This is a genomic window from uncultured Sphingomonas sp. (assembly GCF_937859915.1).
In the GTDB taxonomy this organism is placed as follows: domain Bacteria; phylum Pseudomonadota; class Alphaproteobacteria; order Sphingomonadales; family Sphingomonadaceae; genus Solisphingomonas.
This window is the reverse complement of sequence record NZ_CALMAW010000130.1, coordinates 1-12,200: the sequence shown is the minus strand read 5'-3', so window position 1 is coordinate 12,200 and position 12,200 is coordinate 1. Positions and strand designations below refer to the sequence as shown.

General features: G+C 68.8%; 12 protein-coding genes and 1 pseudogene. 6 read left to right on the top strand and 7 right to left on the bottom strand.

The window, feature by feature from the left end; translation table 11 throughout:
- The first annotated feature begins 13 nt into the window (after positions 1-13).
- Genes mnmG through Q0326_RS17325 form a run of 4 tightly spaced genes read left to right on the top strand, consistent with a single transcriptional unit; the run spans position 14 to position 4,048 of the window.
- Entirely contained in the window at positions 14-1,786 is a 1,773-nt protein-coding gene (gene mnmG, locus Q0326_RS17340) for a tRNA uridine-5-carboxymethylaminomethyl(34) synthesis enzyme MnmG (RefSeq protein ID WP_298692930.1), read from the top strand.
- Entirely contained in the window at positions 1,783-2,382 is a 600-nt protein-coding gene (rsmG, locus tag Q0326_RS17335) for a 16S rRNA (guanine(527)-N(7))-methyltransferase RsmG (protein WP_298692928.1), read from the top strand. Before mnmG ends, rsmG begins: the two co-directional genes overlap by 4 nt.
- Positions 2,379-3,164, top strand: a complete 786-nt coding sequence (locus Q0326_RS17330) for a ParA family protein (protein WP_298692926.1) — start codon at positions 2,379-2,381, stop codon at positions 3,162-3,164. Before rsmG ends, Q0326_RS17330 begins: the two co-directional genes overlap by 4 nt.
- Entirely contained in the window at positions 3,161-4,048 is an 888-nt protein-coding gene (locus Q0326_RS17325) for a ParB/RepB/Spo0J family partition protein (protein ID WP_298692924.1), read from the top strand. The genes Q0326_RS17330 and Q0326_RS17325 overlap by 4 nt, the downstream gene beginning before the upstream one ends.
- A 138-nt stretch (positions 4,049-4,186) precedes the next feature.
- Here the strand turns inward: Q0326_RS17325 and holA are convergent, their stop codons facing one another.
- The 4 genes from holA to Q0326_RS17305 are packed head-to-tail and all read right to left on the bottom strand — an operon-like array spanning position 4,187 to position 8,793.
- Positions 4,187-5,209: a DNA polymerase III subunit delta gene (gene holA / locus Q0326_RS17320; RefSeq protein ID WP_298692922.1), complete on the bottom strand. Its 1,023-nt coding sequence runs from the start codon at positions 5,207-5,209 to the stop codon at positions 4,187-4,189.
- 14 nt (positions 5,210-5,223) lie between these two features.
- Entirely contained in the window at positions 5,224-5,721 is a 498-nt protein-coding gene (gene lptE / locus Q0326_RS17315; RefSeq protein WP_298692920.1) for an LPS assembly lipoprotein LptE, read from the bottom strand.
- Positions 5,718-8,303 (bottom strand): leucine--tRNA ligase, encoded by a 2,586-nt coding sequence (leuS, locus tag Q0326_RS17310; protein ID WP_298692918.1) that lies wholly within the window; start codon positions 8,301-8,303, stop codon positions 5,718-5,720. The genes lptE and leuS overlap by 4 nt, the downstream gene beginning before the upstream one ends.
- Before the next feature lie 28 nt (positions 8,304-8,331).
- Entirely contained in the window at positions 8,332-8,793 is a 462-nt protein-coding gene (locus tag Q0326_RS17305) for a DUF3576 domain-containing protein (protein ID WP_298692916.1), read from the bottom strand.
- Positions 8,794-9,006: 213 nt separating this feature from the next.
- Between Q0326_RS17305 and Q0326_RS17300 the strand changes: the two genes are divergently transcribed.
- Entirely contained in the window at positions 9,007-9,735 is a 729-nt protein-coding gene (locus Q0326_RS17300) for a hypothetical protein (protein ID WP_298692914.1), read from the top strand.
- Positions 9,736-9,853: 118 nt separating this feature from the next.
- On the opposite strand, the gene Q0326_RS17295 is transcribed toward Q0326_RS17300, so the two are convergent.
- Positions 9,854-10,369, bottom strand: coding sequence for a thiamine phosphate synthase (locus Q0326_RS17295; protein WP_298692911.1), 516 nt, complete (start codon positions 10,367-10,369; stop codon positions 9,854-9,856).
- A 65-nt stretch (positions 10,370-10,434) separates the two neighbouring features.
- On the opposite strand from Q0326_RS17295, the gene Q0326_RS17290 reads away from it, so the two are divergent.
- Complete coding sequence (locus tag Q0326_RS17290; RefSeq protein ID WP_298692909.1) at positions 10,435-11,121, top strand: YggS family pyridoxal phosphate-dependent enzyme; 687 nt, start codon at positions 10,435-10,437, stop codon at positions 11,119-11,121.
- Between the two features lie 93 nt (positions 11,122-11,214).
- Here the strand turns inward: Q0326_RS17290 and Q0326_RS17285 are convergent, their stop codons facing one another.
- Together Q0326_RS17285 and Q0326_RS17280 are read right to left on the bottom strand one after the other, a co-directional pair.
- Positions 11,215-11,850, bottom strand: coding sequence for a YjbE family putative metal transport protein (locus Q0326_RS17285; protein WP_298692907.1), 636 nt, complete (start codon positions 11,848-11,850; stop codon positions 11,215-11,217).
- Positions 11,851-11,910: 60 nt separating this feature from the next.
- Positions 11,911-12,200: pseudogene (locus Q0326_RS17280) on the bottom strand (transcription termination factor Rho); the annotation flags it as partial.

The following is a 12,200-nucleotide window of genomic DNA, read 5'->3' as shown; positions in this document are numbered from 1 at the left end:
AACAGGTCGATCAATGAGCGAGCGATACGATGTCATCGTGGTCGGCGGTGGCCATGCCGGATGCGAGGCGGCGGCGGTCGCGGCCCGCATGGGCTGCGCCGTCCTGCTGCTCGCCATCGACCGCGCCGGGGTCGGCGCCATGTCCTGTAATCCCGCGATCGGCGGGGTGGGCAAGGGGCATCTCGTTCGCGAGGTCGACGTCTTCGATGGACTGATCGCGCCGGCCGCCGACGATGCGACGATCCACCGCCGCATGCTCAACGCCAGCAAAGGGCCCGCCGTGCAGGGCCCAAGGGTCCAAGCCGATCGCACGCTATACCGGGCGTCGATCCAGCGGCGTCTGGCGGCCACACCCGCGCTGGTCGTGGGCGAAGGCGAGGTGACCGGGCTTGTCCTCCAAGGGGATCGCGTCGCTGGTGTCGAGCTCGCTGACGGGACACGCGTTGCGGCGCCGGTCGTGATCCTGGCAACGGGCACGTTTCTGGGTGGACGGCTGTTCTGCGGCGAGCAGCGCGACGATGGCGGGCGGCGTGGTGAGCGTGGAGCGCATCGGCTGTCGCAGCAGATCCGCGATCTCGGCCTGCCCGTCGCGCGGCTCAAGACCGGGACGCCGCCGCGGCTCGACGCGCGCTCGATCGACTGGAGCCGGCTCGCGCGGCAGGCGTCGGATCGCGAGCCCTGGACCTTGTCCGCCGAGGGACGGGGCGTGGTATCCCCGATGCTATTCTGTGGCATCACCCGCACAAATCTCCGAACGCACGATCTGATCCGCGACTCGCTCGATCGGTCGCCGCTGTTTAGCGGCGATATCGCCGGGCGGGGACCGCGCTATTGCCCGTCGATCGAGGACAAGGTGCGCCGCTTCGGCGACCGCGACGGCCACCAGATTTTCCTCGAGCCGGAGACCCGCGACGGCGCGACGATCTATCCCAATGGCATTTCGACGTCGCTGCCGGCGGACGTGCAGACGTCGTTCGTCCGGACGATCGAGGGCCTTGAGAACGCGGAGATCGTCGTTCCTGGCTATGCGGTGGAATATGATCATATCGATCCGCGCGTCCTGTCGACGACGCTCGAGGTCGATCGAGTCGCCGGTCTTTATCTAGCCGGGCAGATCAACGGCACCACCGGCTATGAGGAAGCCGCCGCGCAAGGCTTGGCCGCGGGGCTCGCCGCCGCTGCGGCGGTGCGCGGTGGCGACCCGATCCGCTTCGACCGGGCGAGCAGCTATATCGGGGTGATGATCGACGACCTGACGCTGCAGGGCGTGACCGAACCCTACCGGATGCTCACTTCGCGCGCCGAGCATCGCCTCCATCTTCGCGCCGACAATGCCGAGGCGCGGCTCGGCGATGCCGCGATCGCCAGTGGCGCGCTCGGCGAAGCACGGGCGGTCGCCTTGCAGGATCGTCAGGCGCGACGCGCGGCGGGGCGGCCGCTGCTCGCCGAGGCCGACCAATGGCCCGACACCCGGATCGAGTCGCTCGCCGCGTCCGATCCACACTGGTCGGCAATCGGGTCGGCCATTCTCGGCGAGCTTCGTATCGACCGCCGCTACGCACCCTATGTCGAGCGTGAGCAAATCGCGGCCCGCCGCACGCGCGAGGCCTCGCGACCGGTACCGCCAGGCTTCGACTTCGGCGCCATACCGGGGCTGTCGAGCGAAATGATCGAACGGCTGACCGCGGCGCGTCCCGATTCGTTCGATCAGGCCTCGCGCCTCGTAGGGATGACGCCGGCGGGCCTCACTGCGCTCCTCGTTGCGCTGCAACGGAAGGTAGCATGACCGACATGCTCGATGTTCCACGTGGAACAGAATCGCGGCTCGATCGCCTCAAGGCGCTGGTGCTCGACGAGGCGCAGCGACAAAATCTGATCTCCGCTCAATCGATGGAGACGTTCGACGAGCGCCACCTCCAGGACTCGCTCCAGCTCGCACCCTTGATCCGTCCGGGCGTGCTGCTCGACATCGGATCGGGCGCCGGCTTTCCCGGAATGGTGCTTGCCTGCGTACGGACCGACCGATGCCATCTCGTCGAGCCGCGGGCCCGGCGCGCCGCCTTCCTGTCCGCGGTGACCGCCGATCTCGGGCTGACCGAGCATGTCGATATCCATGCGTGCAAGATCGAGCGGGTCGCCTTACCGCCGGTGCAGACGATCACGGCGCGCGCGGTCGCATCGCTTGATCGGCTGTTCGCGATGGCCGCCCATATCGCCGACGAAAAGACGCGCTGGGTGCTGCCCAAGGGGCGGTCCGCCGCATCCGAACTGGCAGAGGCGCGCAAGACATGGCAGGGTGATTTTCGCCTGGTGGCCAGCAGCACGGATCGCGATGCCGCGATCGTGATAGCCGAAGGCGTTCGACGGAGACGGGCTCGATGATACGGATCGCAGTGGCCAACCAGAAGGGCGGCGTCGGCAAGACCACGACCGCAATCAACATCGGTACCGCGCTGGCGGCTACCGGCTGGAAGGTGCTGATCGTCGACCTCGACCCGCAGGGCAATGCCTCGACCGGGCTCGGCATCAACCGCGCCGACCGCGTGCGATCGAGCTACGACCTGCTCGTCGGTGCCTGCGACGTCGCCGAAGCCTCGATCCCGACGCGCGTGCCGCGGCTCGACATCGTCGCCTCGACCGTCGACCTGTCCGGCGCCGAGATCGAGCTGGTCGATATGGAGCGTCGGGCGCATCGGCTCGACATCGCGCTCAGCGAAGCGCCCGCCGGTCGCTGGGACGTGATCCTGATCGACTGCCCGCCGTCTCTCGGCCTGCTGACGATCAACGCGATGTCCGCGGCGTCGTCGCTGCTGGTGCCGCTGCAGTGCGAGTTCTTCGCGCTGGAGGGGCTGAGCCAGCTGCTCCAGACGATCGAGCAGGTCCGCGCACGCTTCAACCCCGAACTGCAGATCCTCGGCGTTGCGCTCACCATGTACGACCGGCGCAACCGCCTGTCCGAGCAGGTCGCGCAGGATGTCCGCGCCTGTCTCGGCAAGCTCGTCTTCGAGACGATCATTCCGCGCAACGTCCGCCTCTCCGAAGCGCCCAGCCATGGCATGCCGGCACTGATCTACGATCACCGCTGCTCGGGCTCGGAGGCCTATATCGGTCTTGCGCGCGAACTGATGACGCGGCTGCCGCGGCCCGAGCGCGCGGCGGCATGAGCATCGACCCGACCCGGCGCAAACCAGCGGGGCTGGGACGCGGCCTGTCGGCGCTGATGGGCGAGATCGACCGGATTTCGGTCGGCGAGCCGCAAGGCCAGAATATCCGCATGCTGTCGATCGCCGACATCAAGCCGCATCCCGAGCAGCCGCGCCGCCATTTCGACGAGGATAAGCTCGACGAGCTCGCCCAATCGATTTCCGAACGTGGCGTGCTGCAGCCAATCGTGGTGCGCCGGCTTGGCACCGGCTATCAGATCGTCGCGGGCGAGCGGCGCTGGCGCGCGTCGCAGCGGGCGCGGCTGCACGAGATCCCCGCGATCGTCCGCGAGTTCACCGACACCGAGACGCTCGAGATCGCGATCGTCGAGAACATCCAGCGCGCCGATCTCAACGCGATCGAAGAAGCGCAGGCTTATCATAAGCTTACCAAGGATTTCGGGCACAGCCAGGAGGAGCTGGGCAAGCTCGTCCACAAATCTCGCAGCCATGTCGCGAACCTGCTGCGGCTGCTCGACCTTCCCGAATCGGTGCGCGACGACGTCGCCAACGGCGCGCTGTCGATGGGTCATGCCCGCGCGCTGATCACCGCGCCCGATCCGCAGGCGCTCGCCGCCGACGTGATCCGCCGCGGCCTGTCGGTGCGCGAGACCGAGCAGCTCGCGCGATTGAGCAAGCCGAAGGGGGAGGGCGCGCCGCGAGGCGCGAAGGCCGCGCCGGCACCCGATGCCGACATCGCCGCGCTCGAACGGCAACTTGGCGACATGCTCGGGCTCAGCGTCCGGATCGCGAACGACGGCGAGGGCGGGGTGGTCTCGCTCGCCTATTCGTCGCTCGACCAGCTCGACATGATCTGCCAGCGGCTCAGCGGTGAAAAGATCTAGGGGTGTTGCGAGGCTGATTGCTCGCCATCCCGCACTTGGTCCGGGATCGATACGCGCAGCGTCCGAAAGTTCGACTCAGCGTCTAGGGATTCCCGCTTTCGCAGGAATGACGGCGGAGGCAAAGCAAGCGCGAGGGGGTCACCGCCGCCGCCCCGCCGCCCGCGCGATCGCGAAGAACTCCACATCCGCCGCGATCGTGCCCGGCCCCGCGGTGTGGCGTAGCTCGCGGTCGAGCGCGCCGAGCCGTTCGATCGCGCGTGCGAGGCGGGCAGCGGGCCAGCGCCCGACGTCGCGCTCGACGCCCTTGCGGTCCTTGAGCGACATCGCGCGACCATGGCGCTCCGCCGCCATGCTCGGCGAGGCGCCGCGTTCCAGCTCGGCGCGCGCCGCCGCCATCGGCAGCAGACGGCGCAGCAGGGCGCGGACCAGTGTGATCCCCTCCTGACCCTCGCCGGCGAGCCGCGCCAATTCCCCCTCGAGCTTCGCCGGATCGCCGCCCAGCACCGCATCGACGAAGCGCGTCGTGTCGGCTTCGCCATGCCCGGCGCTGATCGCGTCGAACAGCGCATGGGTCACCTCGACGGGCCGATCGGGCGCGGCATCGGCGTACAGCGCGAGCTTGACGATCTCGGAGCCCAGCACCGCGCGATCGCCTTCGGCGGCATGCGCAAGCCGGCGCGCGACATCATCGTCGATCCGCAGCCCCTGGGCGCGACCGAGCTCGATCGCCAGCCGATCGAAATCGGCGTCGGTCGGCGGCCAGCTCTGAAAGCTCATCGCCGCCCTGTCACCGTCGAGCCGCTTGACGAGCTTGGCGTCCTTCTTGAGCGCGCCCGCGATCAGCACCACCGGATTGCCCGCCGCGGGCGCCTCGAGCAGCGCCTCGACCGCCGCCAGACAGCTGTCGGTGACGCCCTCGACGCGGATGTGCCGCGGGCCGCCGAACAGCGATCCTGCAGCGGCCTCGTCGGCGAGCAGCGCGGGGTCTGCGGTCAGCCGCGCGGGTTCGAGATCGATGCGGTCGGCATCGGCGCCCATCGCGGCCTCAAGCCGCTTGGCGAGCGCCCGAGACCCCGACTCGTCGGGGCCGTAGAGGAGATAGCAGCGGATCGCCGGATCGGGCCGGTCCAGCGCCCGCTCGATCGCGGCGCTCTTGGCCATCTCAGCGGCTCATCTCAGCGACCCTGCGCGTGACGCGCGAACACCGCGACGCGCGCGACGATCTGGTCGGCAACCTCGTCGGTGAGATTCTCCAGCGCGGTCTGTTCGGCCGCGACCGTCGCATAGTCCGAGCTGACCACGTCGATGCCCGCGTCCGAACCCGCGCTGGCGTCGAGCAGGGTCGTGCCGAGGCTGTCCGCGGTGACCAACCGGAAGCGGGCGCGCAGCGTGCGGCGCTCGCGCGTGACGGTGTTGTCCGAGCGGATACCGAGCCCGACGATCTGGTCGTTGAGTTCGACGATCAGCTTGTAGCGCGGCGTGTCATGGCCGCTCGCGCCGATACGGTCTTCGAGCGCATTGTGCATCAGCCAGCCCGACTGGCCGCCGATCGGCTCGATCTCGACCTGCGCCAGCTTCTGCGCGACCGGACCGTGCGCGCCGCCTTCATACAGCGGATGCAGCCCGCAGCCGGCGAGGGCGATCGGCAGCAGCAGGGCGGCAAAACGCATCATGCGACGAGGTTCACGAGCCGATCGGGGACGACGATCACCTTCTTGGGCTCGCGGCCCTCGAGGAAGGCGACGATCTTGTCCGATCCGCGCGCCATCGCTTCCAGGACGGCTTTGTCGGCGCCCTTGGGGGCGGTCAGCGTGTCGCGCAGCTTGCCGTTGACCTGGATCGCGATCGTCACCTCGTCGTCGACCAGCAGCGCCGGATCGACCGCGGGCCAGGGCGCCAGCGCGATCAACCCGTCATGGCCACGGGCGTGCCAGCCCTCCTCGGCGACATGCGGGATCATCGGCGCGACGAGCCGCAGCAGCGTGTCGATCGCCTCGGCGCGCGAGGCGGTCGGCTCGGCCTTCTCGAGCGCGCCCACCAGCCCGAACAGCTTCGCCACCGCCTTGTTGAACGACAGCGCCTCGATGTCTGCGGCGATGCCGGCGATGGTCTTGTGCAGCCGCCGGTCGATCGCGAGGTCGCGACCCCCGTCTTCATCGGCGCCGGGGGTGCGGTCGATCGCCAGACGCCAGACGCGCTGGACGAAACGCCAGGCGCCCTCGATGCCCGCCTCGGACCATTCGAGATCGCGCTCGGGCGGGCTGTCGGAGAGCATGAACCAGCGCGCGGCGTCGGCGCCATATTGCTCGATGATCGGCGCCGGATCGACCGTGTTCTTCTTCGACTTCGACATCTTCTCGATACGGCCGACGGTCACCGGCTCGCCCGTCGCGATGACGATGCCCTTGTCGATTTCCTCGGGCGAGAGCCAGCGGCCATCGGGCGCCTGATAGGTCTCGTGCGTGACCATCCCTTGCGTGAACAACCCCGCGAAGGGCTCGGCGACGTCGATCTTGCCGACACGCTGCAACGCCCGCGTCCAGAAGCGCGCGTAGAGGAGATGCAGGATCGCATGCTCGACGCCGCCGATATACTGGCCGACCGGCAGCCACTGCGCGACCACCGCGGGGTCGAACGGCCGGTCCGCCGGCTGGCTGGCGAAACGCAGGAAATACCAGGACGAATTGACGAAGGTGTCGAACGTGTCGGTCTCGCGCCGCGCTGCGCCGCCGCAGGTCGGGCAGGGGACATGCTTCCACGTCGGGTGATGGTCAAGCGGATTGCCGGGCTTGTCGAAGCTGACGTCCTCGGGCAGCACGACGGGCAGCTGGTCGCGCGGCACGGGGACGGGGCCGCAGGTCTCGCAGTGGATGATCGGGATCGGCGTGCCCCAATAGCGCTGGCGCGAGACGCCCCAGTCGCGCAGCCGCCAGACGGTGGTGCCCTGGCCCCAATGGTCGAGCTCGGCGCGCGCGATGACGGTCGCTTTGGCCTCGTCGACGGTCATGCCGTCGAGGAAGCGCGAGTTCACCAGCCGGCCCGGGCCGGTATAGGCCTCGTCATGGATCGGCGTGTCGGCCTCGCCGTCGGCGGCGACGACGCGCGGCACCGGCAGAATATATTTGCGCGCGAAGTCGAGATCGCGCTGGTCGTGCGCGGGCACGCCCATCACCGCGCCGGTGCCATAGCCCATCAGCACGAAGTTCGCGACGAAGACCGGCAATTTCCAGTCCGGATCGAACGGGTGAACCGCGCTCAGCCCGGTGTCGAAGCCCTTCTTCTCGGCGGTCTCGAGATCGGCGGTGGCGGTGCCGGTGTGGCGGCACTCGTCGGCGAAGGCGGCAAGGGCCGGGTTGGTCTCGGCCAAGGCCAGCGCGAGCGGATGGTCCGCCGCGATCGCGACGAAGCTCGCACCGAAGATCGTATCGGGGCGCGTGGAATAGACCTCGATGGTCGGGAAGCGTGTCTCGACTTCGCTCGACACGAACGGGGACGTTCCGCCATCCCCGTTCGTCCCGAGCGCAGTCGAGGGACCCTTGTCGAGCGCGAAACTAAATCGCAGACCCTTCGACCGGCCGATCCAATTGGCCTGCATCAGCTTGACCTTGTCGGGCCAATGCGCGAGCCCATCGAGCCCGTCGAGCAGATCCTCGGCGAAGTCGGTGATCTTGAGGAACCACTGGCTGAGCTTGCGCCGCTCGACCGGCGCGCCCGAGCGCCAGCCGCGTCCGTCGATCACCTGCTCGTTGGCAAGCACGGTCATGTCGACCGGATCCCAATTGACGTCGCTTTCCTTGCGATAGGCGAGCCCCGCCTCCATCAGGTCGAGGAACAGCGCCTGCTCCTGGCCATAATATTCGGGCTCGCAGGTCGCCAGCTCGCGGCTCCAGTCGAGCGCGAAGCCGAGGCGCTTGAGCTGCACCTTCATCGCCTCGATATTGGCGCGGGTCCAGGCGCCGGGATGGACCTTCTTCTCCATCGCGGCATTTTCGGCGGGCATGCCGAATGCGTCCCAGCCCATCGGGTGGAGCACCTCATGCCCGGTCATCCGCTTGTAGCGCGCGAGCACGTCGCCCATCGCATAGTTGCGGACATGGCCCATGTGGATGCGCCCCGACGGATAGGGGAACATCTCCAGCACATAGGCCTTGGGCTTGGGGCTGGCGTCGTCGGCGCGGAACGCCTGCTGCTCGTCCCAGGCCTGTTGCCAGCGGCCGTCGGCAGCGAGCGGATTGAAGCGGCGGTCTTGTTCCATCGTCGGTATATAGGTCCTGGGGCGTCGATCAGCCCGTGACGGCGCCACGGCGCAGATCGCGGGCACGCTCGAGAATGATCTCCTCGAGCTTCTGGACGGTCTGCGCGGCGACAGGCGCCTCGATCCATTGACCGTTCTGGCTGACTTCGCGCGAGGCGGCGACGCGGATCGCGTCGGCACGCAGATCCTGGTCGAGGATCGTGATCGTCAGCTTCATCCGCTCGGTCGGCGTGGTCGGATTGGCGTACCAGTCGGTGACGATGACGCCGCCGTTCGAATCCGCCTGGACCAGCGGCATGAACGACACGGTGTCGAGCGAGGCGCGCCACAGATAGGCGTTGACGCCGATCTGCGTCACCTTGGAGGCGGCGAGGTCGGCGTCGACCTTGGGCTTCTTGTGGTGCGCGCACCCCGCGAGCAGGACGGCGGCTGCCAGGATGGCAACGGGAGCGCCGGCGAGCGGACGCGGGAAGCGGGCTAGGAGCATCATCTGGTGCCTTCGGAACGCAGGGAATGGGGCATCTATAGAGGCTCGCCCGCCGCCCGCAAGCGCCGAGCGGCGGGCCGAGGACGCCATCTCTGCCGTCCTCGGCTGTGGATACCATGCAACAGCCTCGCCAATTCGGTTACGTCACCGATCCTTACGATGACACCCGCGTTTTGCTCATGCTAGGCGGCACGAACAGGGATGCCAGAAGAGACAATGACGAAGAATCGGACGATCGGCGGCAATAAGGGGGGGATCGCCATCGCGATGCTCGCGCTGACGCTCGTGCCGGCGCTGGCCCATTCCGCCCAGACCCAGCAGCAGCTCCACAAGCGGCGCCCGGCGCACACCGCCACGCTGGTGTCGAGCGCGATCGGGTCGTTTACTCCCGCCGCCGCCGACGCGCATTTCGGGGCGAGCTTCGGCCGCGCCGGGCTCGGTGCCTCGGGCTTTCGCTTCACCCCGTCGCTGACGCCAGGCGGCGCACGCCATGTGACGGTTGCGGTGCGCGCCCGCGCGGCGACGCCCGAACAGGCCGAGCGCAGCGCCTTCTCGGGCTCGCTCGCGGGCATGACGCCCTATGCCTATAACCTCGGCGTCGCGGTCGGCTGGAAGCGCTTCGCGGTCAACTCGGATTACAGCCGCGTCGATCTCGGTGTCGAGCCGGGCAGCCGCGAGGCGGCCGATGTCGCGCTCAGCTTCGCCGGTCATCGCTGGAGCACGCGCCTCGCGGTCGCAGCCGATCGCAGCATCGGTGACGCCGCGCAGTTCGTCGGCACCGACCGCAGCGTCGCGGTCGATCTGGGTGGCTCCTATTCGATCAATAGTCGCCTCGAGCTTACCGGCGGCGTCCGCTATCGCAGCGAGAAGGACCAGCTGATGGAGCTGTCCGACAACCGCCGCGACAGCCAGGCGGTCTATGTGGGCACCGCCTTCCGCTTCTGATTCCGTCTGCACGTCGCGCTCGTCAGGCCGACCGATATCCGCATCCAGCGCGCGCGGCGACCTTCGTTGCGCCGGATTGCGATCCGGTCGGGAATAACGGGCACCGCGCGGTGACAATTTAGTTTACCGCACCCCACGCGTCGATCGCCGCCCAGCGCCCGAAGCCCATCGCTCGCAACGCGCGAAACCGGGCGCGCGTCATCCCGCCGAGCAACACCGCCCGGTCGCGGCCAGCGCCGATCAACAATCCGGCGCGCACGTGGCCCAGCGGCACGGCCCCCGGATGCGAGCGAGTCGCGAACAGCGGCGAGACGAAGATCAGGTCGCAGCCCGCGCGCTGGGCCTGGATCCAATCGGCACGATCATGCGCGGGGGCGGTGCGAATCAGCGGGCGCGTGGCGGCACGATGCGGCGAGCGGCCGTGCGCGCCGTCCGCGCGCCAGGCGACCGCCTCACGCGGCGACCCGGCGAGGAGCAGCACCAGTCCCCGTCGCCGCGCCACGCGCCGCACGGCTTCGAACAGTGTCCGACGGACGGCGGAGGGCAGGCTGTAATGGCGGACCACCACGCCGGCCCCGCGCGGCAACCGCTCCAGTGCCGTCCACAGCCCGTCGCCGAGCCGCTCGTCGGTCATCAGGAAGACCGCGGGGCATGAACGGCGGGGTTGGCGGCGCGGCATCGCGGCCCCTATAGCGCGGCATGCCCGATACCGCAGCCTCCGACGCCGCCGCGCGCCTTGCCACCATCCGCAACTCGATCGCACGCGCCGCCGCGCTCGCCGGCCGTCCGGCCGACGCGGTCACGTTGATCGCCATCTCCAAGACAATCCCCGCGGACGGGATCGTCCCGCTGCTCGACGCGGGCCAGCGCGTGTTCGGCGAGAACCGGGTGCAGGAGGCGCAGGCCAAGTGGCCGGATCTGCGCGCGCGCTATGCGGGTGTCGCGCTGCATCTCGTCGGCCAGCTCCAGTCGAACAAGGCGGCGGACGCCGTGGCGACGTTCGACGCGATCCATTCGGTCGATCGTCCCTCGCTGGTCCAGGCGCTCGGCAAGGCGATCGCGGCAAGCGACCGCCGCCCCGACTGCTTCCTGCAGGTCAATATCGGCGACGAGCCGCAAAAGGGCGGCTGCGCGATCGCCGAACTGCCGGCGCTGCTTGCCGAGGCGCGCACCGCCGGGCTTCCCGTCGTCGGACTGATGGCAGTGCCCCCCAGCGACACCGAGCCCGCCCCCTATTTCGCGCTGCTCGCCAAGCTCGCCAGGGACCATGATCTCGACCAGCTCAGCATGGGCATGTCGGGCGATTACGAGACCGCCGCCATGCTCGGCGCGACGCATGTGCGGATCGGGACGGCGCTGTTCGGGGTGCGACCGTCGGCGGCGTGATCCGACCGTCATGCCGGACCTGATCGGGGATCGAGGGCATCACACGCTGCCGCTCGAGGCTCGGATACCGGATCGAGATCCGGCCCGGCTTTCCTAAAGATAGGCGCGCACAACCCCGAGCACGCCGACATCCTCGTCGACGACCCCCTGCCAGACCATCCGCCCGGCGACGAACAGCACCACGCACAGCCCGACATAAGCGATCCAGCGGTGCCGTGCGATGACGCGCGCGATCAGGTTGGCGGCGACCGCCATCAGCGTCACCGAGGTCGCCAGCCCGATCAGCAGTACCGCAGGATGCGCCCGTGCCGCGCCCGCCACCGCCAGCACATTATCGAGGCTCATCGACAGATCTGCGATCGCGACCTGCACCGCGGCGCGCCCGAAGCTCTTGGCGGGGGCGATGCCCTCGGCGACGTGCGCCGCGTGGTCCGCGTCGCGCAGCTCGCGGAACAGCTTCCAGGCAACCCACAGCAGCAAGAGCCCGCCGGCAAGCAGCAGCCCCACCACCTTGAGCAATTGCGTCGCGATCAGCGCGAAGCCGATCAGGAAGACCAGCGCGATCCCGACACCCAGCCCGAGTACCCGCCGCCGCTGCGTGGGGGGCAGTCCGGCGGCGAGGGTGCCCAGCACGACGACATTGTCGCCGGCGAGCATCAGGTCGATCGCCAGCACCTGGGCGAGCGCGGCGAGGCCGCCGGCGGATACGATGTCGGCAAGGTAGTTCATCGGGCCGAGGCTAGCATATCGACCGATACAGTTCCCCGGCCTTCGCCGGGGAACGCAGGCTCAGCTGTTCATCGAGTCGAAGAAATCCTCGTTGGTCTTCGAGTCCTTCATCTTGTCGAGCAGGAACTCCATCGCATCGGTGGTGCCCATCTGCATGAGGATGCGGCGCAGCACCCACATCTTGGAGAGCTTGGTCTTGTCGATCAGCAGCTCTTCCTTGCGCGTGCCGGACTTGCCGACGTCGATCGCGGGGAAGATGCGCTTGTCCGCCACCTTGCGGTCGAGGATGATCTCGGAATTGCCGGTGCCCTTGAACTCCTCGAAGATCACCTCGTCCATCCGGCTGCCGG

What these genes read in the sequence shown, in the direction of transcription:
- Q0326_RS17330 (WP_298692926.1), top strand. Translation starts at nt 2,379, where the DNA reads ATGATACGGATCGCAGTGGCCAACCAGAAGGGCGGCGTCGGCAAGACC.
- Q0326_RS17305 (WP_298692916.1), bottom strand. Translation starts at nt 8,793, where the DNA reads ATGATGCTCCTAGCCCGCTTCCCGCGTCCGCTCGCCGGCGCTCCCGTT.
- leuS (WP_298692918.1), bottom strand. Translation starts at nt 8,303, where the DNA reads ATGGAACAAGACCGCCGCTTCAATCCGCTCGCTGCCGACGGCCGCTGG.
- mnmG (WP_298692930.1), top strand. Translation starts at nt 14, where the DNA reads ATGAGCGAGCGATACGATGTCATCGTGGTCGGCGGTGGCCATGCCGGA.
- Q0326_RS17290 (WP_298692909.1), top strand. Translation starts at nt 10,435, where the DNA reads ATGCCCGATACCGCAGCCTCCGACGCCGCCGCGCGCCTTGCCACCATC.
- lptE (WP_298692920.1), bottom strand. Translation starts at nt 5,721, where the DNA reads ATGATGCGTTTTGCCGCCCTGCTGCTGCCGATCGCCCTCGCCGGCTGC.
- holA (WP_298692922.1), bottom strand. Translation starts at nt 5,209, where the DNA reads ATGGCCAAGAGCGCCGCGATCGAGCGGGCGCTGGACCGGCCCGATCCG.
- Q0326_RS17295 (WP_298692911.1), bottom strand. Translation starts at nt 10,369, where the DNA reads ATGACCGACGAGCGGCTCGGCGACGGGCTGTGGACGGCACTGGAGCGG.
- Q0326_RS17300 (WP_298692914.1), top strand. Translation starts at nt 9,007, where the DNA reads ATGACGAAGAATCGGACGATCGGCGGCAATAAGGGGGGGATCGCCATC.
- Q0326_RS17285 (WP_298692907.1), bottom strand. Translation starts at nt 11,850, where the DNA reads ATGAACTACCTTGCCGACATCGTATCCGCCGGCGGCCTCGCCGCGCTC.
- rsmG (WP_298692928.1), top strand. Translation starts at nt 1,783, where the DNA reads ATGACCGACATGCTCGATGTTCCACGTGGAACAGAATCGCGGCTCGAT.
- Q0326_RS17325 (WP_298692924.1), top strand. Translation starts at nt 3,161, where the DNA reads ATGAGCATCGACCCGACCCGGCGCAAACCAGCGGGGCTGGGACGCGGC.